Source organism: Rhizobium vallis (genome assembly GCF_003985155.1).
Lineage (GTDB): Bacteria > Pseudomonadota > Alphaproteobacteria > Rhizobiales > Rhizobiaceae > Rhizobium > Rhizobium vallis.
This window is the reverse complement of record NZ_ML133690.1, coordinates 318822-341992: the sequence shown is the minus strand read 5'-3', so window position 1 is coordinate 341992 and position 23171 is coordinate 318822. Positions and strand designations below refer to the sequence as shown.

Genomic DNA, 23171 nt, shown 5'->3' with positions numbered 1-23171 from the left:
GAATCGAAAGACAGAGGGCGGACAGCTTACGACGCCGGAGCACAGCCGGCGCCGATCGGCGGAGGATCTTCCTGCATCGTCTTGTCGATCGCGTATAGCTTCGCGAAACCGGCATCCTCGATGAGCGTCAGGCCCGCTGGCATGATGTTGCCGACATAGTAATCGGGAACATCGGCATTCGCGACCAGGACAAAATCGAACCGCCTGCGCCAATCCGACAGATAAGGCGCGTAGTTTCTGTACTCCCGCATCATCGAAGGGCATGAAAGCACGCCGATCGGCGGCAGGTTGCCTTCGGGAACCGCGATCTCGGACCATGGCGGCAGGACGGAGAGTGGCTGCTTGCCTTTGGCCGTGAAGAGCGTCGGCACGAAAGCATGCGACAAGGGCACGGCAAGCGTCGGCAGATGCCGGAATGTATCCAGTCCCCAGGCAAAATGCCGGCTGGAATGTGCGAGGTCGCTGATCGCCACGGGTTCGTGCCCGAGAGGCAGGACGGCTGCGCCGGCCGGCACTTTTTTCAGCACGGTCTCGACGGCAGCGACGTCCTTCTGCGCCAGCCACCAGTTCCAGCCGATCCAGCCGGTTCGGCCGAAGACCGCGAGATTGACGACGAGCGCCAGCAACAGCGCCTGCCGGCGTGTCAGGTTGGCAAAGGGGCACACCATCGCCATGGCGACGAGCGCCGTCATGATCGGAAAGCGCCAGCTGATCCATCCAGTGCCGAGCATGTGGCGCGGCGAAACACAGGAGAGCAGCAGCAACCCGCAAGCGGCGACGGCAAGCCCGGCATGAATGCGGATGTCGCCCGCCCGCGCAGCCCGGGTGCTGATGAGGATCAGCGGCAAAACCAGCACGACATCCACCGCCGGGACATAGGTGCTGACGGCCGAGAGCAAGTTCAAGACGATCAGGACGACGCCGTCGTTCCAGACGAGGCCAAGGCCGCTCCCGCCGTCGCTCGGCAACGCGGCCGTGCGAAGATAGAGTGCGAGCGGCGGCAGGACGCAGGCCCCGATCGCCAGCGCCAACCGGCCGGCGAGGCTCGTGATCCCAGCCCTCGACCGCAATATGTCGAAGCGCCAGGAAAATTCGAGGCCGCAGACGATCGCCATGTAGAAACCGAGCGAGAAGATGTGCATGACCGTCAGCAGCAGGCCAGCAGCAAGCCGCCAGGCAAAAAGCATGGTGCGGTTGCCGCGCTGCAGCCGCAGATCGGCGCAGGCGAAGAACAAGGCCATGCCGAGACCGATCTGAAAATTGATGAAGCCGCCGGTCATGGTGGCGCACCAGCCAAGCGACAGAATTGCGATCTGCCAGTAGTGCCGGCCGCCGAACAGTGCGCGGTGCAGGGCAATCGCGCCGAGCGGCGGCAGCACGATCGCCAGGAAAAGCAGAGCCCGCGCCAGCCTGTCGGCGCCGATGAACGGCCCGAGCCAGGTGGCTAGCAGGTCGATCCCGACATTGGTGAAGGTGCGGTTCCAATCGATCGCATAGATCTCAGGAAACGGCTGCTCGCCGATGCCGCCCGAAAGCAGCCAGATACGAGCGTAGTGATTGGCATAGTCCAGAACAGGCGGGAAGCGAAACAGCACGACCAAGGCCGCGGCAAACGCAACGAAAACGGCGATCGCAATCGTTGAATCCTGCCTCGCGGTCGATGCATCGGGCGCGGCTGCGACCACATCAGGTGTGGCGATCCGGTCCATTATCCGATCCGGCTGTTCTTTTGCGGCGGCTCACCGGATGTCAGGACCGCATCCAGCGCGGCGCGCTTGTCGCCGGCGCTCATCTCCGAAAAGGCGGTCGGCAGCTCGGCCCTTTGGCTGCCGCGCAGGATCGTCTCGATCATGAACATCGGCCGCTTCTTGCTCTCCTGTACAAGACGGCCGAGATATTCGCCGATGATGCCGATGCAGATCAGCTGGATGGCGCTGAAGACGCTCACGGCGACCATGATCGACGACCAGCCGGTGACCGTCTCGCCTTGCAGCCAGCGAATGTAGGTATAGACGAGCAACGCGATCGCAACGCCGGCGCTGATCATGCCGAGCCATGTGGCGATGCGCAGCGGCGTCGTCGAAAAGCTGGTGATCGCATCGAGCGCGAAATTGATCATCTTGCGCAGCGGATATTTGGTCGTGCCGGCAAAACGCGCGTCACGCTCATAGGGCAGAGCCACCTGCCTGCCGCCGATCCAGCTGACCATGCCGCGGATGAAGCGATCGCGCTCCGGCATCGACAGCAGAATATCGACGACGCGCCGGCGCATCAGCCGGAAATCGCCGGTATCGCGCGGAATGGTCACCGATGCGAGCCTGGAGAGCGTGCGATAAAACAGCGAAGCCGAGGCAAGCTTGAACCAGGTTTCACCCTCGCGGCGCGTGCGCTGGCCGTAGACGACATCGGCGCCACGCTCCATGATCGGCATCATCATCAAAAGCAGTTCGGGCGGATCCTGAAGATCGGCGTCGATCAAAAGCACGCGTTCGCCGCGGGAGGCGGAAAGACCCGCCGTCGATGCCAGCTGGTGGCCGTGATTGCGCAGGAGACGAATGCCGAGCACCTCAGGCACATCAGCCGCCAGAGCCGAGATGATCTCCCAGGTGCCGTCGGACGAGCCGTCATCGATGAGTATGAGCTCGAAGGCATCGCCGGCAACGCTGCGGGCAGCGGCGACGGCGCGACGGCAGAATTCGCGCAGGCCCTCTTCCTCGTTATGACAAGGCGCGACGATGGAAAGAAGTGGTGTTTGCGTCATGCCGCCATCGGTGCTTGGTGTTTCGCGCCAGACTAATCGCGAAACGTCAAACATCCTTTAATGGCACCCGCGCCGACGTCTCGTCGGAGGCGCTGGGCTCTACTCCGCCGCCATGATTTCGCGCGCGCCGTCGACGTCGCGGGCGGGTGACGCACCGTAGAGGCGGCTGTATTCGCGGCTGAACTGCGACGGGCTCTGATAGCCGACGCGGTGGCCGGCCGTGCCGGCATCGAGCCGCTCGACGAGCATCAGCCGGCGCGCCTCGTGCAGGCGAAGCTGCTTCTGATACTGCACCGGCGTCATCGCCGTCACCGACTTGAAGTGGTGATGGAAGGACGACACGCTCATGCTGACCCGCTCGGCAAGATCTTCGATGCGCAGCGGCCGCGCGAAATTTTCCTTCAGCCACGCGACAGCGCGGGCGATCCTGTTGCTGTGGCTGTCTGCCGTGGCGATGTTGATCAGCCGCGCGCCATCCGGCCCGGTCAGCACGCGGTAGAGGATTTCCTGCTCGATCAGCGGCGCCATGGCGGGAATATCGCCTGGACGATCGAGCAAGCGCAGCAGGCGGATAGCGGCGTCGAGCAGTTCCGGCGGCGCGACGTTCACCGCCATGCCGCGCTGCCCGTCGGTATGGGCGGCCGGGCGCGGAATATCGATGCGGCTGAGCAATTCCAGAAGCTTTTCGGAATCGATCGCCAGCCCCAGGCAGAGATGCGGAACCTCGGGGCTTGCCTCGGTGACGCGCCAGGCGACCGGCAGATCGAGCGAGGTCAGGAGATAATCCCCGGTGCCGTAGCTGATCTGCTCCGTGCCGAGCTGCAGGCTCTTCGCGCCCTGCAGCACGAAGGCAAAGCAGGGCCTGTAGCTGCTGTGCAAGGGATCGCTCGGCTTCGACCGGCGGCTGACGTGAAGATTGCCGATCGCAGTCGAAAACTCGCCATCGCCGGGCGCGAAGCGCATCGCGATGTCGACGATTTCCTGATAGGGGCTGAAAGGCAAGGTCATGCGGCAATTCTTTCTGTCAACTGTCCGACGCCGTCGATACTGCCTCTATCTAGAGTGCCTTAGCCATTTCGCAAACAGGCAGGCGGCTCACTTTTGCAGGATCGTGCAAAAAGCTCGGAGGATCGCTCTAACCCTCTCACGCGGTTCCGGGCAATAGTCCACCATCCCTTTCAACCCCTCCCAAAAAACGAAAAGGAAGGTTCCCATGCCTATCGCAAGAGGCTACGCCGCAACCGACGCTTCCAAACCGCTCATCCCGTTCACCTTCGAACGCCGCAACCCGAACGCCGATGACGTCGTCATCGACATCAAGTTTGCCGGCATCTGCCATTCCGATATCCATACCGTCCGCAACGAATGGAAGAACGCCGTCTATCCGATCGTGCCCGGCCATGAGATCGCCGGCATCGTTTCGGCGGTCGGCTCCGCCGTCACCAAGTTCAAGGTCGGCGACCGCGTCGGCGTCGGCTGCTTCGTCGATTCCTGCATCGGCTGCGCCGAGCGCGACCTCGACCGCGAACAGTACATGCCGGGTCTTTCCGGCACCTACAACGACTTCGAAGCCGACGGCAAGACGCGCACCCAGGGCGGCTATTCCGACTCGATCGTCGTCAGGGAAGGCTACGTCATGTCCATCCCGGACAATCTTCCGCTCGATGCCTCCGCGCCGCTCCTCTGCGCCGGCATCACGCTCTACTCGCCGCTGCGCCACTGGAATGCCGGCCCCGGCAAGAAGGTCGCGATCGTCGGCATGGGCGGCCTCGGCCACATGGGCGTCAAGCTCGGTTCGGCGATGGGTGCTGACATCACTGTTCTCTCCCAGAGCCTTTCCAAGAAGGAAGACGGCCTGAAGCTCGGCGCCAAGGAATATTACGCCACCAACGACCCGGAAACCTTCACCAAGCTCGCCGGCACGTTCGATCTGATCATCTGCACCGTCAGCGCCGAGATCGACTGGAACGCCTATCTCGGCCTGCTCAAGGTGGACGGTTCCTTCGTGGTCGTCGGCGCGCCTGAGAACCCGATCCCGGTGCATGCCTTCTCGATCATCCCCGGCCGCAAGAGCATCTCCGGCTCGATGATTGGCTCGATCAAGGAAACGCAGGAAATGCTCGACTTCTGCGGCGCCCACAACATCGTCTCCGAAATCGAGAAGATCAACATCCAGCAGGTCAACGAAGCCTATGAACGCGTCCTGAAAAGCGACGTCCGCTACCGCTTCGTCATCGACATCGCCTCGCTGGCGGCCTGAGGAAATGGAGGGCGGCTCCTTCGGGGGCCGCCTGTCTACCCGGCGCGGACTACCTGCAACCGGCCGTCTCGAAGTGTAGGTCGTCAACAGCCGTCAATTCTGCACAGTTAGATAGGCCTCCAACGAAGCCACAATTTTCTGCCGGGGGACTGTATCGAGATGGCGATGAGGTGCGCCATCAACAATGACAGAGGCAAAAGGAATACGACCAAGGGAGCTGCGTCTCGGTGGCATTCACCGCCCCAGGAGGTATTTCCGAGCCCCAGATAATTGCGCAAAGCAAAACAGTCACCCACTCCGTACGTCGCGAGAAGAATAAGCAGCGGTACGTGCACGAGGTAGAGTGGATAGGATATCTCACCCATCCAAGTGGCGACGCGTTCGAAAAGGGCGTTTCTCGCGAGACCTAAGCCAAACCAGATGATGACTGGGTGGGCGACGAACGTCAGGAGCAGATAGTATTTTCGCTCGGTGAGGACGAACCCAGAATAAAGTGCTGCGAGAGCGGCCACCAAAATCCAGCAAGGCCAGGCTGCAAGCCTGATGCGGAAGCCTCGTCGCCAAAGACAACTGATAAGCACTCCGCCATAGAAAGATGCCAGCACCCGGGGAAAGCCCCCGACAATATCGCCCCAAACAGAGCCCGGCGGGTAGCGGAAATACCACAGCGCAACGACGAATGCCGGTGTCGAAAGTAGGGCAAGAGAAACGGCTGCTCGCAGACGAGCCCCAGTGAACAGAAAGACTGCGTTGGCCACGACTTCAAAAAACAACGACCATGCCGGCCCGTTCAAGGGCAGGATGCCGAGAGCGGTGTCCGATGGCGCTGGGAGGATGAGCAGGCTGGTAACGGACGAAACGGCAAAAGCGCTGCGGCTCCAGTTTTCAAGATGACCAATCAACGGCAAGACCGACACAGCGCCGAGCAATGTGCAAACCAGGTAGACGGGGTACAATCGAGCAATACGGTGACTGATGAAGTCTCGGCGCCCACCCGTCTGCAACAGGCTCTCGCCGTATCTTTCCGCCAAAACGAAGCCGCTTAACATGAAGAAAAGATCGACGGCGGCATACGCGATGGGAAACTTGTTGCTGGAATGATAGACGAGCACGAGTATTGCAGATGCGCCCCGCAATAGGTCGAGCATCCAGAAACGATGTTTTCCGTCAGCACTTATGTCGCGTGCCATGCAAAGATCTCGCGCGCTCTTCCCAACCACCAAGTCATGATTATTCGAGACAGAGCCCTTTGGCGAGGAAATAGCTCGACATCAACGCTCACTATACATTTCACAGCACCTCTAGATGGGGACTGTACTTAAATAGGGACGCCCCGCAGCCGCAGCAGATATTCCCCGTTGAACGGATCAGGCCCCGAACGCCCACGCAAGCGCGGCGGGCCGGCTACAGGGGCGTAATGATCGAAAGCGGTTTCCATGGTCCCCGCCCCGCTCGTCAGCCCCGGCAATTGCTGCTGGACGCTTTGGACCATCTGAGACGCCATGGTGCCTTCGAGCCGGGCGACGCCATCGGCGATCACCGACTCCGTCGTCGCCGCCGCCGATTTCGCAAGCAGAGTGAGCACGCCGCTCAGGCTTTCCACGGGCGCCTCGAGATGAAAGCGGTCGACCGGCTCGCAGAGGACGGTCTGCGCCGCCGATAGCGCCGTTGCCAGCACCCAGGGCGTCAACTGCCGAAAATCGGCGGCGGTGCTTGCAGGCGAACTGTGCCGGGCCGCCGTCATCGCCACGTGACAATCGATGACCTGCCAGCCGAAAATTCCCTGCTTCAGTGTCTCGAACACGGTTTCCTCGACCGCCCGGTAAAAGGCGACCGGCATCTGGCCGACATCCACTTCGAGCGCGAAGCTGTTGCCCGCCCCGGGCGGACGCGGCTCGACGCGCAGGCCGACGGTCGCCAGAAACGGATTGGGCTCCTTGAAGAGGATCTGCAGGCCGGCCCCGATCCCCAATGGCCTCTCGACCAGGATGACCGTGCTTTCCTCGAAGCTTGCCTCAAGGCCGAAATCCGTCAGCAGGGTCGATTGGATAACCTCCTTCTGTACCTCGCCATAGAGCGACACGAACACTTCGTCCGCCTCCTCGTTGCGGCGCAGGTTGATCAAGGGATCCTGCTCGGCCATCTGGTTCAGCGCCAGCCAGAGCGCCGTCTTGTCGGAAGGCCGCCGGGCAAGAACGCGGGTTTCGAGCGTCGGCGGCGCGAAGTGAGCCCGCCCGCCTGCGGAATCACAGCCCACCACATCGCCGATGCGGGCGCCGGCAAGGCCGCTGACGCGCGCGATCTGCCCGGCGCGAAGGCTCTCGGCGCCATGAACCCGGCCGGCCTCGAACACATGGATCGCGGTCACCCGTTCCGGGCCTTTGGGCAGATCCAGATATTGCCGAAGTCGCAGCGTGCCCGAGGTCAGGTAGATGTAGGAAAGCTTTTCACCGCCCCAGCCGCGTTCGATCTTGAAGATCCTGCCGGTGACCGGTCCATCCGGATCGAGGCGCCGCTCGGGCAAGATCGTCGCAATCGCCGATGCCAAGGCAGGGATGCCGACGCCGGTCATTGCTGCCCCGGCGAAGACGGGATGCACGAGACCACGCGCCACCTGATCGGCCAGACAGCATCCGAGCCTTTCCGCCGTCAGCCGATTGGGAGCGAGGACATAGTCATTAAGCAGCGCCTCGTCGTTTTCCCCGAGCGTTTCGCAAAGCGCCGAAAAGAGCGGCTCGTCCCCCGGCGCGAGCGTCTCCACCCGCGCAAGCTTGGCTCCGGCATCGATGACCGAGGACATGGCGATGGGGCGGACCGAGAGCTGCGCGGCAAGCGCCTCCACCACCTCCTGATATCGCGCGCCGGGACGATCGACCTTGTTGACGAAGAAGACGAAGGGAACGCCGAGCCGCCGCAGCGCCCGAACCAGCACGCGCGTCTGCGCCTGAACGCCTTCGACCGCCGAAACGACGACGACCGCCGCATCGAGCAATCCGAGCACCCGCTCGACCTCGGCGATGAAATCGGGATGGCCGGGCGTGTCGATGAGGTTCACGACCCTGTCACCGATCGCAAACGACACCACCGCGGCCCTGATCGTGATGCCGCGCTGCCGCTCGAGTTCGAGATTGTCCGTCTGTGTATTGCCGGTATCAACGCTGCCGAGCTTGTCGATCACACCGGCGTTAAAAAGCAGTCTTTCGGTAAGGCTAGTCTTTCCTGCATCCACATGGGCGAGGATGCCCAGATTCAAAGTGCGCATAAACCACCAACTTCTCGGAAATTCGGATGTGATTTTCGTGAGAAGTGAATCGGCGCATTGGAACCTCTACCCGTTGTTACGGCTTGGATGCGCCCCCCGGTGGTGGGGAGACGCGGGCGGAATGCTAAGGGTGGGTGTGGAGATATGTCAAGGTTGGGCGTATTGCATCTACGGTGCGGCACGCCGGGGCGCTGTGTCGAGGTCGGGCGCCTTCCCGAACCGACACAAGCTCTCTGTCGCAGTTTAAGTGCCTTAGCTGTCTGGTCCCATTGTGTGATGGAATAGGGTTCGCTGGATATGGGCCGGACCCAACCAGTCGGCTCGAGCATGGTTCGGCCCCTTGTGAGATAGGGCAGTACACAAATCCGTATTCGGGATGTCGGCGTCAGCGTCGCTCGAGCGTCCTTGGGAACATCAAGACCGTTCCCCGCGCTCTCCGCTTGCCTGAAACAGCTTTTGCATCGATAGCCCACCCGCAGAACGAATTCCCACCGCCCCAGTTTGGAAAAAGACCACAGGAGATAAAAGTGTCTAAATCAGTGCTCTTCATGTCCATGTCACTGGACGGGTATATCGCGGGGCCCAACGATGAAGTGGGCAATCCCGGCGGCGACGACTTTATGCGATTGCACGAGTGGTACGGGGATTTTTCCCGACCGACCGGGCCGGTCGGACAATTGTGGGACGAATGGAACGCGCCAGGTGCGATTCTGGCGGGGCGGCGAACCGTGGAGCAGGTCGATCACTGGGGCGGTGACAATCACGGTGTCGCGATCTTCGTACCCAGTCACAGGCCGCCCGGGCCATCCGTCGCGAATTATCCGTTGGTCAAATACGTGAGCGACGGGATCGTGAGCGCAATGGCGCAGGCGAAGGCCGCCGCCGGGGACCGGGACGTGTTGATGCTTGGCGCATATACGGCGCAACGGGCGCTGGAAGCTGGCGTACTCGACGAACTGCAAATACACCAGGTTCCAGTCTTGTTCGGAGGTGGCCGCCGAATGTTCGAAGTCTTACCATCGCGCGTCGAGTTGGAGATCGTTCGGGTGATCGATACACCCGAGGCCACGCACATCCGCTACCGCGTCCGCCGCTGAGCCCGCCGACCAGCCGTCACACGTTTGTGGTCGCCGCATCAGACGAGAGGCGGGGTCTGGCCTAGCGAACTCGCCACCCAGGAATTCAACTTCGTTGATCACCCCAAACAACTACCGCATGGTTATTTCCGGAACTATGTAGCATTGCCACCAGCGACTGCTTTCGGCCGGAAGCGGACGCGCAACAGGTTAGCACGTCTTTGCGACCGTCCCCCAACCATCGTAACGCAGGTTGAAGCGCTTTTCGATTTTCAGCGCGGTCAAAGTCAGGGCGTCAATGGAAGAAGCTCTGGCGTCCGACTGTATAGCTAGATCAATAGCAACTTCACTATCTGCCATCCGCACGGACTGCGTTACGGTGAAGCCAAGTTCAGTCGATGCCGCAGAAAGTTCTAATACACTTGACTTCGAGCCAACGAAGCGGAGGTCGATAGACCGAACGATGGAAGAGCAATCACCGTTCCGTTGCAAGCTGGAGAGCACATCAGCATCAGCCTTGCGCTCCGCTCGAAGCCGAACCTCATCTACTCCAGTGGGCTCTAAGATGGTCGCCGTAACTATACCGAACAAAATCCCTTGAAGCATTTGGTTGAGTAGCTTCTTTCCAATATGGACGCAACTTGCCTCAACCTGCGTTGCCCCCTGACGGCGCAATCCAGACAGAGGGACGGATGACCCAACCTCTTGTCGATCTCCACCCTTGTGGGGGGCCGAAGGACGGGTCGAGGCCCGTGGCTCGACCCCTGGCACGCCCTCTTCTAACTATCTTCCGGCTTAACCCAAAAACAAGCAGTCTACCCCTCCTCCCGCATCGTCTCCCTCTGCGTGATCAGCCGGGCGCTGTGCTGGCCGCTCAGGTAGATCCACAGCCAGCTCCAGGCGACGGAGAAGCGTGAGCGGGTGCCGATGAGGAAGTAGATGTGGGCGAGGCCCCAGATCCACCAGGCGATCCAGCCCTTGAGCTTGATCCGGCCGAAATCGATGATTGCGGCGCTCTGGCCGATCGTCGCCAGGCTCCCCTGGTGCCGATATTTGAACGGCGCGGGCGCCGGCTGGCCCGAGAGACGCGCGCGGATGACCTTGGCGACATAGCCGCCCTGCTGCTTGGCGGCGGGCGCGATCCCCGGCACCGGCTTGCCATCCTCGCGCATCACCGAGGCGGTATCGCCGATGACGAAGACGTCGGGCAGGCCGGGTGCGGTCAGATCCTTTTCGACGGTGACGCGCCCTGCCCGGTCGGCCGGCACGCCGAGCCATTGCGCCGCCGGCGAGGCCGTGACGCCGGCCGCCCAGACGATCGTGCGGCTGGCGATGAAACTCTCGCCGATCCGCACACCATCGGCGCTGCAGTCGGTCACCGGCCGGCCGAGATGGATCTCGACCCCGAGCTTCTCGAGTGCCTTTTGCGCATAGGCCGAAAGCTCCTCGGCGAAGGTCGGCAGCACACGCGGACCGGCCTCGACCAGCACGACGCGGGTCTTGCGCGTATCGATGTTGCGGAATTCCTTGGGCAGGGTGAAATGGGCAAGCTCGGCGATAATGCCGGCCAGCTCGACGCCGGTCGGCCCGGCGCCGACGATGGTGAAGGTCAGCAGTGCATCGCGCACGGCGGGATCGGCCTCCATCTCCGCCTTCTCGAAGGCGAGCAGCACACGCCGGCGGATCGTCGTCGCGTCCTCCAGCGTCTTCAGGCCCGGCGCCACCGGCTCCCATTCGTCACGGCCGAAATAGGCATGTGTCGCCCCGGTCGCCAGCACCAGTGTGTCATAACCGAGAGTCATGCCGTTACGGAGAGACACCGTCTTTGCGCCGCTGTCGACGCCGGTGACCTCGCCGAGCAGCACCGTCACGTCGGGCCGGTCGGCATAGAGGCGGCGGATCGGCCAGGCGATTTCCGAGGTGGAGAGAATGGTCGTCGCCACCTGATAGAGCAGCGGCTGGAAGAGATGATGGTTGCGCCGATCGACGAGCGTGATCTTCACGCCTGCGCCGTTCAACCCGTTGACGAGCTGCAGCCCGCCGAAACCGCCGCCGACAACGACGACACGATGATCGCTCATGACTTGCCCCTTCTGCGCCATTTCGCTGAAAGCCAATGTGGCCTTTGCCGCAAAGGTTGCAACCGCCGTTTCGGCATGTCTCCCCTGCGCCGATCGCAGTCGAAGAGCATGCCGCGCAAAACTGAGCAGCGGCTTTGCGACAACGACATGCTTGAAAAGCAAAGACCTAAAAGCGCGGAGCAAGCGAATCCGAGAGATTCGCGACGCGCCTTAGCGCCGAGAGCGGCTTGTGGAATGGAAGTCAGACGAAGTTATGCTGCCAGACCAAGCTTCGGCTGGGGTGCAATACCGACGTGCCGTTCGAACGGTAGCAGTTCGCGGCGCAGATGCGTAACCTGCCAATCAATAGGGACCGACGCACTGGCGACGGGGTCCGTTATAAGGCTGGAAGGTATTGTCGTAAGCCCTGTACGAACGATAGCGCGCATAGCACCAGCTCTCGTGGTTGCCGCCTCCTCCATAATAGGCAGATGATGCATAGGCGCGATAGGGCCGGCCATAATAGCGGTAAGGCGAGCCATAGTAGCGATACGGCGAACCGTAATAGCGATAAGGCGACCCGTAATAGCCGTAGGGCGAGCCGTAACCGTAAGGTGAGCCGTAATACGAGCCGTAATAGGGCTGCGCCAGAGCGCCGCCAATGATGGTGCCGACGGCCAGACCGCCCAAGGCCCAGCCCCAGCCCGATCCACCATGATGATGGCCGTAATACCCGCCTCCGTAATAGCCGCCTCCATGATAACCACCACCCCAGTGGCCGCCATGGCCCCGCCATTGCACTTGCTCTATTTGCTGCTGTGTTTCGATCCTGGGTGGGTTGATAGCCGGAAACGCTTGAGCCGGCGTGATGCCGGGGGCACCGATGATCAAGCATAACGCGGCGACGGTTAGCTTTCTCATGACTGTTCTCCTCCTCCAAGTGGGGGAAATACCTTACCCCCTCCTGAACCAAAGGTGAACGTAATATGTCGAAAAACGTTCCGTAGAGAGACAAATTAATCGCTGGCGATGGCGCGGAGGGCTATCGGCTTCTCCTGCGATCCAACCTTGCCCTATCTACACAAGATTAGGTGGCGCACGCTCGTCCACTCTTCACCGTGCGTAACCCACGGGTATCGCCATACCATGCTTCAACTCTTCCATGGAAATCGAGGCTGAGACATCGAAAAGTTCGAGCTTGCGCACGATCTGCTTGTAGATCACGTCGTAGTGCTCGACGCGCGGCAGCACGATCTTCAGGATGTAGTCGTGATTGCCGGTCAGCCGGTGCGCCTCGACGATCTCAGGAATATCGCTGATGATCCTGCGGAAGGTTTCCGTCCATTCGTCGGAATGATGCGCCGTCTTGACCAGCGCGAAGACCGTCGTCGGCACGCCCATCTTTTCCCGATCGAGCACGACGATGCGCCGGGCGATGTGGCCGGTCTCCTCCAGCCGCTGGATGCGCCGCGAGCAGGCCGACACCGAAAGCGCCACGCGCTCGGCAAGATCGGTCACGGATATGCCTGCATCCTTCTGCAGCATGTCGAGAATGCGTCTGTCACGATCGTCCAGCATATCCTATGCGCCCTGATTTTGCGTGATTTCCGAAAACTGCGCAAAATCATAGCACATATCCCGCACGAAGGACAAACAACGCAAACACGCCGCGCCGGCATTGCGGCATGATTTTAGCAGTTGAAGCATGGGAGCATGAAGAGATGGAAACGATCGGCCTGATCGGCGGCATGAGTTTCGAAAGTTCGGCGGTCTATTACCGCCTGGTCAACGAGATGGTGCGCGCCCGCAAAGGCGGCCTCGCCTCGGCCGAGCTTATCCTGCACTCGGTCAATTTCGAGGAGATCGTCGCGCTTCAGAGGGCCGGCGACTGGGACATGGCCGCCCGCCGCCTTGCTGATGTGGCTCTGCGCCTGCAGGTAGGTGGCGCCGGCTGCGTCCTCATCTGCACCAACACCATGCATTTGATCGCCGACGAGGTTGCCAAGAAGATCTCCGTGCCGCTGATCCACATCATCGACGAGACGGCGAAATCGCTGCATGCGAGCGGCCGCAAGCGCCCGCTGCTGCTTGCCACCCGCTACACGATGGAACACGGCTTCTACGCCGAACGCATGAAGAGCCTCGGTCTCGACATCATGGTGCCAGACGCTGCCGACCGCACCACCGTGCACGACATCATTTTCAATGAGCTCTGCGCCGGCCGGGTGCACAACAGTTCGCGCGAGAAGCTGATCGCTATCATCGACCGCGCCGTGGAAAACGGCGCCGACAGCATCATCCTCGGCTGCACCGAGATTTGCCTGATCCTCGATCCCGACCGCCTGCCGCTGCCGGGTTTCGACACGACCACGATCCATGCGCGCGCGGCAGTGGAGTTCGCACTTGGCGCCGAGGAAGCGGACGAAGAAGAAGCCGCCTGAATCGCGGCGATAATTTAGTTGACTCAGTCCACTAAATGCAGGACAGATATCTCCATCTGGAGAATCCGTCGTTTGTAGACATAGTCGGCTAACCTCTCTTTCGTCATGCTCGGGCTTGTCCCGAGCATCTGCAACCGATCGATGCGGCAGCAGATCGTCGGCACAAGGCCGAGGATGACGTCGAGTGAAGAGCGCCGGTTGTCAGCAGACCGATAAAGGCCTCCGTCCGGAGGCCTCGGCGTCTCCATCTGGAGACCGTCGCCATGTCCGATATCCCGCTCATTGAAACCGCCCGCGATTTCAACCGCTTCTATACGAATTTCCTCGGCCTCCTGAACAAGGCCTATCTCGACTCGCCGTTCACACTGACCGATGCCCGCATCCTCTTCGAGATCGGCTCGCATGACGGCGTCAGCGCCGTCGGCCTCGTGCGCGACCTGCATCTCGACCCGGCCTATCTCAGCCGCATTCTCAAGCGTTTTCGCGCAGAGGGGCTGATCGAGACCAGTCCCGATCCGGCCGATCTGCGCAGCCAGGTCATCACTGTCACCGATCAGGGACGCGAACAGTTCGAGGAACTGGGCCGGCGCGCCAATGCGCAGATCGCCGCCCGTTTCGATAACCTCGCGGCCGGAGAGCCGGAGGCGGCGGTCCGCGCCATGGGCACGATCCGCGCCCTGCTCGACCCGGCGGCCAAACCCGCTCCGGCCATCCTGCGCCCCCACCGCGCCGGCGATATCGGCTGGATCGTCCAGAGCCAGAGCCGCTTCTATACGGAGGAATATGGCTGGGACCTGCGCTTCGAGGCGCTGGTTGCCGATGTCGCCGGAAAATTTCTCGCCAATTTCGATCCGGCCCTGGAATATTGCTGGATCGCCGAGCGCGGCGGCATCAATGTCGGCTCGGTCCTCATCACCAATGGCGGCGATGGCATCGCCAAGCTGCGGCTGCTCTATGTCGACAAATCAGCCCGCGGTCTCGGGCTCGGCAAGCGGCTGGTCGACGAATGCATCCGCTTCTCCAGACAGAAGGGCTACCGCGAGCTTTCACTCTGGACCAACGACATGCTGGATGCCGCCCGCGCCATTTACATCAAAACAGGCTTCCGCCTTGTCTCCGAGGAGAGACATCGCATGTTCGGCCCGGAGGCAAACGGCCAGAACTGGCTTCTCACGCTCTGATCTCGCCCCCTGCTTTGCTGCGTCGCAAAAATTTCGCTTGATTTGGAAACGATCATTCCCTAATTAGGAGCCATGACCGTTGCCAACCTCACATCAGATGCAAAAGCCCGCAGCCGTGGCCGTCCGCGCGAGTTCGATATGGACGCCTCGCTGGATGCGGCCCTGCGGGTCTTTTCCGAACGCGGCTACCACGCCACCTCGATCAGCGACCTGACCGAGGCGATGGATCTCGCTTCGGGCAGCATCTACAAGGCGTTCAAGGACAAGCGCGGCGTCTTTCTTGCCGCCTTTGCGCGCTACCGCCAGCTCGGCCGCCGGCGTCTGGAAGCGATGATCGCGTCTGCGGAAACGGGCCGCGAAAAAGTCTTCCAGATGGTGATGTATTATACCGAGAACTCCTATGGCGATGCCGGCCGCAAAGGCTGCCTCGTCGTCGGCGGCGCCAACGATTTCTCTCTCCTCGACGAGGAAGCCGCCGCCCATGTCGCGACGGCCTTTGCCGCCGACGAGAAGCTGATGGCCGATCTCATCCGCATCGGCCAGGCCGACGGCTCCATTGCGCAGACCGTGGACCCCGATGCCGCCGCCCTCGCCTTTCTTTGCTTCACCAAGGGTTTGCGTGTCATCGGCAAAACAGGACGCGGCAGGCAGGAGATGGTCGCCGCGGCCGAAGCGTCGATGAAGCTCGTGACCTGAGGTCAGGCCCCAGCTGATTGAAGATAACGGCATCCGGTCAAGGATCGGGTGGCCCCGGCCAGTATTTTTGCATTCAATCTTCACAAATCCTCGAATACCGGAGTTTCCGATGAGCATTTCAGCCACCACGCCTGAAAAGGCCATTCCGCGAACGCTATCGCCCTGGCTCACCTTCCTTTTCGCCGCCGCCTGCGGGCTGGTGGCCGCCAATCTTTATTACGGCCAGCCGCTTGCCGGCCCGATCAGCGCCGATCTCGGCTTCACTCCCGCCGCCACCGGCCTGATCGTCACCCTGACGCAGATCGGCTACGGCCTCGGCCTGCTGCTGATCGTGCCGCTCGGCGACCTCACTGAAAACCGTCGCCTCGTCCTGCTGCTGATTTCAGTCTCCGCAGTTGCGCTGATCGGCGCAGCGCTGTCGACGACGCCCGCCGCCTTCCTCACCGCCTCGCTCTCCATTGGCCTCGCCTCGGTCGCCGTCCAGGTGCTGGTGCCCTTTGCGGCAAACATGGCGCCGGATGCCACACGCGGCCAGGTCGTCGGCAACGTCATGAGCGGCCTGCTCGCCGGCATCATGCTCGCCCGCCCCTTCGCAAGCTTCGTCGCCGAGGCGTCCTCCTGGCACGTCGTCTATTACCTCACCGCCGGGCTGATGATCGTGCTCGCCGTCGTCCTGCGCGCCAACCTGCCCGTGCGCCTGCCGAAGACGAAGCTGCGCTATGGCGAGTTGCTTGCCTCCATGGCCCATCTGGCGATGACCTCGCGCGTGCTGCAGCGCCGCGCCCTCTATCAGGCCGGCATGTTCGGCGCCTTCAGCCTGTTCTGGACGACGACACCGCTGCTGCTCGCAAGCCCGGCCTTCGGCCTGACGCAGAACGGCATCGCCCTCTTCGCGCTGGCAGGTGCGGCCGGCGCCGTCGCCTCACCGATCGCCGGCCGGCTTGCCGATCGCGGCATGACGAAGATCGCCACGACGATCGCCATGCTGCTCGGCATGGCTTCCTTCCTGATCAGCCATTTCGCGGGCGACGGCTCGCTCACCGCCCTGATCCTCCTAACGGTGGCGGCGATCATGCTCGATTTCGGGGTAACGACCAACCTCGTCTGCGGCCAGCGCGCCATCTATGGGCTGAACCCGGAACACCGCAGCCGCCTCAACGGCCTGTTCATGGCCACCTTCTTTGCCGGCGGCGCGCTCGGCTCGGCACTCGGCGGCTGGGCCTATGCGACCGGCGGCTGGACGATGACGGCCTGGATCGGCTTCGCCTTCCCGGCACTGGCCTTCCTGCTGTTCCTGACGGAAGGGCGCGGCAAGTAAGCCTGAGCCTGCCGCGCAAAGTTTGCGGCGGCTTTGCGACAAGACATGCCGAAACACAAAAGACTAAAGCGCGGCGCTGGAATGCGAGGGATCGCGACGCGCTTCAGCTATCGGCGGAATCGAAGCGCGAGCGGGCGGCGCGCACCGCTTCGTGGTTCGCTTCCGCCCAGTTCAGAAGCTGCGACAGCGGCTGGTAGAGCGAGCGGCCGAGATCGGTCATCGAATATTCGACGCTCGGCGGCTTGGTCGGGAAGACCTCGCGGGCGATGTAACCATCCCTCTGCAGGTCGCGCAGCGTCTGCGTCAGCATGCGCTGCGAGATATCGGGGAGTAGGCGCCGCAGTTCGCCGAAACGATGGGGCTGGGCCGCCAGCACCTCGAGCAGCAGCGTCGACCACTTGCCGCCGATCTGCTGCATCATGTCCCGCACCGGGCAATTGGAAAAATCGAGACTGGCGAGATCGATCTCGCGCCGCGCGCCCGGCATCCTGTTCTTCAGACTGAGGACTGCGCCGCTCATCTGCTGGTTCCCTTTTGGTAACGTAGAGCCGAAAAACTGCCTCCTTTACACCGCGAAGTCAATTCCTATTCTAGTGTTAGTCTCTTTTCGAGACCACCTTGCCCAACGCAAAAGGAAACGACCCATGAGCGAAACCATCCTGGTCACCGGCGCTGCCGGACAGCTCGGCCAGCGTGTCATCCACCACCTCATCGAGACCTACAAGGTCGCCCCCGGCAAAATCGTCGCGGCGACGCGCAGCCCCGAAAAGCTCGCTGAGCTCGCAAGCAAGGGCGTCGTCACCCGCAAGGCCGATTTCGATGACGCGGCTGGCCTCGAGAAGGCTTTCGCCGGCGTCGACCGGCTGCTGATCATCAGCACCGATGCGCTCGACACCCCTGGCAAGCGTCTCGCCCAGCACAAGGCCGCCGTCGCTGCCGCCGCCAAGGCAGGCGTCAAGCACATTGCCTATACCTCAATGCCGGCGCCCGACGATTCGCTCGTCACCTTCGCACCTGACCACCTCGGCAGTGAAAACGCCATCAAGGCGAGCGGCCTCGCTTACACGATCATCCGCGACGCCTGGTATCACGACAATTACCTGCACGGCATGCCGCACAACCTGCAGGGCGGCAAATGGTACAGCGCCACGGGCGACGGCAAGATCTCGACCATTTCGCGCGACGACTGCGCGCTGGCGATCGCCGCCGCCCTTGCGTCGGGCACATCAGAAAGCGCCGCCTATACGCTGACCGGCGCCGAGCTGCTGACCAACCGCCAGATCGCTGCCATCGCTTCCGAAGCCGCCGGCAAGCCGCTCGAAGTGGTCGACGTCAGTGACGAGCAGCTCGGCCAGGGCATCCGCGGCGCCGGCCTCCCCGGCTTCGTCGCCGACATGCTGGTCTCCGCCGACGCCAACACCCGCGCCGGCAAATTCGCCATCCTCACCGAAGATTTCACCAAGCTGACCGGCAGGAAGCCGCAGCCTCTGAAGGATTTCTTCGTGGCACACAAGGCAGCGCTGACGGCTTCGGGCAACGCCGGAGGCCATTGAGCTCTATGCATCCCTGCGCAACGTCGCAGGGATGCAATGCCAGCGAGAAAACGCACGTCACAGGAATGACGGAGGAGAGGGCGTGCCGTGGGACACCCCCCTCTGCCCTGCCGGGCATCTCCCCCACAAGGGTGGAGATTGGCTGGGCGCACCGGCTTCCCCAAACAACTCAAGCATTGTGGTCGTCGGTGCCGTCTGAGGGGGAGCGATGGTCAAGCATCTTGCCGATCTCCACCCTTGTGGGGGAGATGCCCGGCAGGGCAGAGGGGGGTGCCCCAGGCACTGCCAGTCCGGCAGCACGACCCAGTTTATACCGCCATATCGCCGATCGACGATACCGTCAAACCTTCTGCCCGCAAGCCCTGCAGAAGCGGCGCACCGTCTCGGCCATACCATATTCCAGCGCATCGGCAGTGAGCCCATGGCCGATCGAGACTTCGGCGAGATCAGGAATGCGCTTTACCAGCGCGGGCAGGTTTGCGACCGTCAGGTCGTGGCCGGCGTTGACGGCAAGGCCGATCGCGAGCGCCGCGTCCGCGGTCTGCCCTAGCGCTTCGAGGATCGGGGCGGCGCGCTCTGGCGCGTCGTAACAGCCGCCATAGGGGCCGGTATAGAGTTCGATCCGGTCGGCGCCGACAGCCTTGGCGATCTTGACCGCTTCCGCATCCCCGTCGCCGTCGGCAAACAGCGAGACGCGGCATCCCATCGTCTTCAGCCGCGCGACGGCATCGGTGAGAAACGCCCGGTGCTTGCGGAAATCCCAGCCGTGATCGGACGTCGCCTGTGCGGGATCGTCGGGCACCAGCGTCACCTGCTCGGGTGCGGCGCCAGCGCAGAGTTCGAAGAATTCCTCTGTGGGATAACCCTCGATGTTGAATTCGGCCTTGGGGAAGTCGTCGTCGATCAGGTTGCGGATGACGGGCAGGTCGGAAAAGCGGATGTGTCGCTGGTCGGGGCGCGGATGCACCGTCAGACCGCTGGCGCCGGAGGCAAGCGCAATGCGCCCCAACGCTTCGACGCTTGGCCACGGCAGATCGCGCCGGTTGCGCAGCATGGCGATGGCATTGAGGTTTACGGAGAGCTTGGCGGGCATGGCTGGCATCCATCGGTCACGGAAACGGGAGGCCTGCTTTTATGCCAAGTGCCGTGCGATGACCAACGAGATTCGCAGATGGATGCGATGCCGATCGCTGATGAGCATTGCGTTTAGCCGCCGCATTCGACGGCACAGGCGTACCGCAGACAGTAATTCCCGTCGCCCCGAAAGATGACCAACCAATGCTGCAATGCAGCGCATGTTTTGCTGCAGCACACTTAACCCCTTGGTAAATTAGGCCGTCACGTTGCTATCCCATTTAAAAGAGATTATTTTTAGCACTTATAAAAAGACTCGTTCGCGCATAACGTGGACATCGTATCGCGTTGGTAGGCCGCGTACTGCTTCTTTCCCAATGACAAGAACGCCTAGAGGAAACCCCACTCGCCGCGCCCGGGAAGCAACTGGCAAAACCGCATGAGGTGCAACAAGGTGCCCTAGGAGGGTTCATGCCAGACGGTTCCAAACGCCTGTTTGCTACCGCCGGTATTGCTTCGGAGGCCCGGTCGAAATACCGGTTTCTGCCTTCGGCTGCGCTGCCGCCGGATCTACCCGACGGTCCCGTGCCCATTGCCGATATGGCCAACGCATTCGGCGTTACGCACAGGACACTGCATTTCTACCAGGAAAAGGGGTTGATCTCCGCCAATCGCATCGGCCTGATGCGGGTCTACGGCCAGGACGACGTGATGCGCATGGCCGTCATCACCGTCTGTCGCGAGACGGGCATGCCGATCGCCGTCATCCAGGAACTGATGGACGAGCTTCGCAAAGCCGATTCGCAGGAATCGGCCGAGGCAATGTTCCGCGAGGCCCTGCAGGTGCGCCAGCGCGAGCTGACGGCCGAGATGTCGACGCTGCACCGCCAGCTCCAGCAGGTCGGCGATCTCCTGGATTTCGACGGCAGCGTGGAGGTGGCGCCGCTGAACGATAATCAGGACAGCTCCAGCCTGAACCCGCGGGAGCTTCGCTGCCTGGAACTGATGGCAGAAGGCTATTCCACCCAGCGAATCGCCCGGGCGCTCGACCTGAAGCATGACGAGACCAGGGATCTCGAAGCTGGAATCATCCTGAAATTCCGCGCCAACAACCGCTTCCAGGCGATCGCCAAGGCCGTTCTGCTCGGCATCGTGCAAGCTTAGGGCATTCCCGACGGCCGCCACCGTCCATTCTCTCGTTCGGCCTCATCACGGATGTGATGGACATCACTAACGTGATCGGAATCAAGAGATCACTGACGTGATCGGGATCAGCGCACGATCGTCAGCGTCTCCGCCGCGCGCGTGATCGCGGTATAGAGCCAGCGTTCCCGCGTATCGCGAAAGGCCCAGCTCTCATCGAAGAGCACGACGTCGTTCCACTGCGAACCCTGCGCCTTGTGCACAGTCAGGGCATAACCGTAATCGAATTCGTCATAGCGCTTGCGCGTGTTCCAGGGGATCTCGCCTTCGACATCCTCGAAGGCCTGCTTGAGCAGTTTGATCTTAGCCGCACCGCGGTCCATGTCGTCGTCCTCGGGACGGACCAGCAGATTGATGCCGGGCTTGGTCGTTTCCTTGGACGAGGTCATCACCTGCCAGAGCGAGCCGTTGAGCAGACCCTTGGCCGGATCGTTGCGGAGGCAGACGAGCTTGTCGCCGGTCTGCGGATAATCGGCGTTGAAACCTTTCAGCTCGCGCAGACGCTGATTGTAGCGGCGCCGTGTCCGGTTGGTGCCGACGAGCACCTGGTCTGCTTTCATCACGAGATCCTGCGTCACCTCGTTCTTCGAGATCACCTGGGCCGTGCCGTAATCGCCGTACATCACCTCGTTGCCTTCGCGCACCTGCATGGCAAGCTTGATGATCGGATTGTCGCGCGCCTGCCGATGGATATCGGTCAGCAGGTAGTCCGGGTCCTGGTTGGTGAAATAGCCGCCGCCGCTGACCGGCGGCAACTGGCCGGGATCGCCGAGCACCAGGATCGGCGTGCCGAAGCTCATCAGGTCCTTGCCGAGCGCCTCGTCCACCATCGAGCATTCGTCGACGATGATCAGCGCCGCTTTGGCGACCGGGCTCTGCCGGTTGATCGAAAACATCGGCGCAATCGAGGTCTTGCCGGTTTCCTCGTCCTCCACCGCTTCCTCGCCGCGCGGGCGGTAGATTAGCGAATGGATCGTCCGGGCGTTGGAAGCGCCGCGCGAGCGCAGCACCTGGGCGGCCTTGCCGGTAAAGGCGGCAAACAGCACGTCGCCATCGACATTCTCGGCGAAATGCCGGGCAAGCGTCGTCTTGCCCGTCCCGGCATAGCCGAACAGGCGAAAGAGCGGCGAGCGCCCTTCCTTCAGCCATTTCGAAACAGCCTTCAGGGCTTCGTCTTGTTGCGGCGCAAATTGCATGATCGCAGGACTTGGCAGGATTCGCGGGCGTTAGGCAAGGCGGAAACTGATGCGGCAGGGCCGATGACGGCAAGATCCCCGCGCCAACCCCTCCGCCGCACGATCACCCGTTCCACCGCCGATCCGCGCCGCTCGCGCACATCGAGGGGTCCTGCCCGATCGCATCGGTGAGGAAATCCAGCACCGTCTTGACGCGCAGCGCCATGTTGCGTCTGGAGGGATAGACGACGGTGATCGGCAGCCGGCTCGGCTGGAAATTCTCCATGACCGGGATCAGCCGGCCGGCGACGATATCCGGCACGGCGATGATGTGGGAGAGCACAGCAAGGCCAGCGCCGGCAAGCGCTGCCCTGTGAATGGCAACCGCGTTGCAGGCGGTCAGCCGCGGCGAGATCCTGACGGAGATGTCCTCCGAGCCGTTCGAGAACGACCATGCATTGGCCTCGCCTGCCCTGTTGTAACACAGACATTCATGGTCCTTGATATCACGCGGCTGGCGCGGCGCCGCCTTGCGCGCGAGGTAGGCGGGCGAAGCGACGAGGAAAGCGGTCGTCCAGCCGATCCGCCGGCAGACGAGGCTACTGTCTGCGACCGAACCCAAACGCACTTCGAGGTCCAGGCGCTCCTCGATCATGTCGGAGCATTGCTCGCGGAAAATCAGTTCCACCGATAATTTCGGATGAGCGGCAATAAGATCGCCGAGCCGTTCGCTGAGAAAGAGGCCGAGCGGCGCCGGAACGCTGAGCCTGACCTTTCCGGAAGCCGTGGTTCCGTCCGATCCGGCAGCCTCGCCCAGCTCTTCCACCGCTTCGAGAATCCTGAGCGCCATCGGCAGCATCCGCTCTCCCTCCGCCGTCAGTGACAGGCCGCTCGTCGTGCGATGCAGCAGCCGCGTGTTGAAATGGCTTTCAAGGGCCGCGACCTGCCGCGACACCGCCGGCTGCGTCACCTCCAGATCGTTCGCCGCCGCCGAGAAGGAGCCCGCCTCCGCGACACGCTGAAACGTCCGTAATGCCGATACGATATCCATGATCGCCCCCTCATACTTTTGCGCATAGGCCTTATGCCGCCAGACTAAGCTGGAATGGCT

The 23171-nt window shown here is 62.2% G+C and carries 21 protein-coding genes; 8 read left to right on the top strand and 13 right to left on the bottom strand.

Annotated features, from left to right (window positions below; translation table 11 throughout):
• Nucleotides 1–26 precede the first annotated feature (26 nt).
• From EFQ99_RS17160 to EFQ99_RS17150, 3 genes are all read right to left on the bottom strand, one after another.
• Nucleotides 27–1709 (bottom strand): hypothetical protein, encoded by a 1683-nt coding sequence (locus tag EFQ99_RS17160; RefSeq protein WP_126922195.1) that lies wholly within the window; start codon nt 1707–1709, stop codon nt 27–29.
• Complete coding sequence (locus EFQ99_RS17155; protein ID WP_126922194.1) at nt 1709–2761, bottom strand: glycosyltransferase family 2 protein; 1053 nt, start codon at nt 2759–2761, stop codon at nt 1709–1711. Before EFQ99_RS17155 ends, EFQ99_RS17160 begins: the two co-directional genes overlap by 1 nt.
• Nucleotides 2762–2860: 99 nt before the next feature.
• On the bottom strand, nt 2861–3769 hold the full coding sequence (locus EFQ99_RS17150) for an AraC family transcriptional regulator (RefSeq protein ID WP_126922193.1): 909 nt from the start codon (nt 3767–3769) through the stop codon (nt 2861–2863).
• A 205-nt stretch (nt 3770–3974) separates the two neighbouring features.
• On the opposite strand from EFQ99_RS17150, the gene EFQ99_RS17145 reads away from it, so the two are divergent.
• The gene (locus EFQ99_RS17145) at nt 3975–5021 is read left to right on the top strand and encodes an NAD(P)-dependent alcohol dehydrogenase (RefSeq protein WP_126922192.1); all 1047 of its coding nucleotides are present in this window, start codon (nt 3975–3977) and stop codon (nt 5019–5021) included.
• 107 nt (nt 5022–5128) lie between these two features.
• Here the strand turns inward: EFQ99_RS17145 and EFQ99_RS17140 are convergent, their stop codons facing one another.
• Together EFQ99_RS17140 and EFQ99_RS17135 are read right to left on the bottom strand one after the other, a co-directional pair.
• Nucleotides 5129–6211, bottom strand: coding sequence for an acyltransferase family protein (locus EFQ99_RS17140; RefSeq protein ID WP_126922191.1), 1083 nt, complete (start codon nt 6209–6211; stop codon nt 5129–5131).
• Between the two features lie 128 nt (nt 6212–6339).
• A complete protein-coding gene (locus EFQ99_RS17135; protein ID WP_126922190.1) occupies nt 6340–8283 on the bottom strand; it encodes an elongation factor G in 1944 nt (647 codons plus the stop codon).
• A gap of 539 nt (nt 8284–8822) precedes the next feature.
• Here EFQ99_RS17135 and EFQ99_RS17130 point away from each other — a divergent pair.
• The gene (locus tag EFQ99_RS17130) at nt 8823–9380 is read left to right on the top strand and encodes a dihydrofolate reductase family protein (protein ID WP_208722781.1); all 558 of its coding nucleotides are present in this window, start codon (nt 8823–8825) and stop codon (nt 9378–9380) included.
• 189 nt (nt 9381–9569) lie between these two features.
• Here the strand turns inward: EFQ99_RS17130 and EFQ99_RS17125 are convergent, their stop codons facing one another.
• The 4 genes from EFQ99_RS17125 to EFQ99_RS17110 form a co-directional block, all read right to left on the bottom strand.
• Entirely contained in the window at nt 9570–9965 is a 396-nt protein-coding gene (locus tag EFQ99_RS17125) for a ribonuclease E inhibitor RraB (protein WP_126922188.1), read from the bottom strand.
• 209 nt (nt 9966–10174) lie between these two features.
• A complete protein-coding gene (locus EFQ99_RS17120; RefSeq protein WP_126922187.1) occupies nt 10175–11440 on the bottom strand; it encodes an NAD(P)/FAD-dependent oxidoreductase in 1266 nt (421 codons plus the stop codon).
• A 342-nt stretch (nt 11441–11782) separates the two neighbouring features.
• Complete coding sequence (locus EFQ99_RS17115) at nt 11783–12340, bottom strand: BA14K family protein (RefSeq protein WP_126922186.1); 558 nt, start codon at nt 12338–12340, stop codon at nt 11783–11785.
• A gap of 192 nt (nt 12341–12532) precedes the next feature.
• On the bottom strand, nt 12533–12997 hold the full coding sequence (locus EFQ99_RS17110; protein ID WP_126922185.1) for an Lrp/AsnC family transcriptional regulator: 465 nt from the start codon (nt 12995–12997) through the stop codon (nt 12533–12535).
• Between the two features lie 143 nt (nt 12998–13140).
• Here EFQ99_RS17110 and EFQ99_RS17105 point away from each other — a divergent pair, with 143 nt between their 5' ends.
• From EFQ99_RS17105 to EFQ99_RS17085, 4 genes are all read left to right on the top strand, one after another.
• Nucleotides 13141–13860: an aspartate/glutamate racemase family protein gene (locus tag EFQ99_RS17105; protein ID WP_126922310.1), complete on the top strand. Its 720-nt coding sequence runs from the start codon at nt 13141–13143 to the stop codon at nt 13858–13860.
• 263 nt (nt 13861–14123) lie between these two features.
• Nucleotides 14124–15041 (top strand): bifunctional helix-turn-helix transcriptional regulator/GNAT family N-acetyltransferase, encoded by a 918-nt coding sequence (locus EFQ99_RS17095; protein WP_126922183.1) that lies wholly within the window; start codon nt 14124–14126, stop codon nt 15039–15041.
• A 72-nt stretch (nt 15042–15113) separates the two neighbouring features.
• A complete protein-coding gene (locus EFQ99_RS17090) occupies nt 15114–15737 on the top strand; it encodes a TetR/AcrR family transcriptional regulator (RefSeq protein ID WP_126922182.1) in 624 nt (207 codons plus the stop codon).
• Nucleotides 15738–15846: 109 nt separating this feature from the next.
• A complete protein-coding gene (locus EFQ99_RS17085; RefSeq protein WP_126922181.1) occupies nt 15847–17055 on the top strand; it encodes an MFS transporter in 1209 nt (402 codons plus the stop codon).
• Nucleotides 17056–17158: 103 nt separating this feature from the next.
• Here the strand turns inward: EFQ99_RS17085 and EFQ99_RS17080 are convergent, their stop codons facing one another.
• Nucleotides 17159–17575: a winged helix-turn-helix transcriptional regulator gene (locus EFQ99_RS17080; RefSeq protein WP_126922180.1), complete on the bottom strand. Its 417-nt coding sequence runs from the start codon at nt 17573–17575 to the stop codon at nt 17159–17161.
• 124 nt (nt 17576–17699) lie between these two features.
• Between EFQ99_RS17080 and EFQ99_RS17075 the strand changes: the two genes are divergently transcribed.
• Entirely contained in the window at nt 17700–18608 is a 909-nt protein-coding gene (locus tag EFQ99_RS17075; protein ID WP_126922179.1) for an SDR family oxidoreductase, read from the top strand.
• Between the two features lie 340 nt (nt 18609–18948).
• Here EFQ99_RS17075 and EFQ99_RS17070 read toward each other — a convergent pair whose 3' ends face one another.
• Nucleotides 18949–19701, bottom strand: coding sequence for a pyridoxine 5'-phosphate synthase (locus tag EFQ99_RS17070; protein WP_126922178.1), 753 nt, complete (start codon nt 19699–19701; stop codon nt 18949–18951).
• A gap of 452 nt (nt 19702–20153) precedes the next feature.
• On the opposite strand from EFQ99_RS17070, the gene EFQ99_RS17065 reads away from it, so the two are divergent.
• The gene (locus tag EFQ99_RS17065) at nt 20154–20846 is read left to right on the top strand and encodes a MerR family transcriptional regulator (protein ID WP_126922177.1); all 693 of its coding nucleotides are present in this window, start codon (nt 20154–20156) and stop codon (nt 20844–20846) included.
• A 107-nt stretch (nt 20847–20953) separates the two neighbouring features.
• Here EFQ99_RS17065 and EFQ99_RS17060 read toward each other — a convergent pair whose 3' ends face one another.
• Both EFQ99_RS17060 and EFQ99_RS17055 read right to left on the bottom strand, forming a co-directional pair.
• Entirely contained in the window at nt 20954–22081 is a 1128-nt protein-coding gene (locus EFQ99_RS17060) for an ATP-dependent DNA helicase (protein ID WP_126922176.1), read from the bottom strand.
• 103 nt (nt 22082–22184) lie between these two features.
• Nucleotides 22185–23111: a LysR family transcriptional regulator gene (locus tag EFQ99_RS17055; protein ID WP_126922175.1), complete on the bottom strand. Its 927-nt coding sequence runs from the start codon at nt 23109–23111 to the stop codon at nt 22185–22187.
• Between the last annotated feature and the right edge of the window lie 60 nt (nt 23112–23171).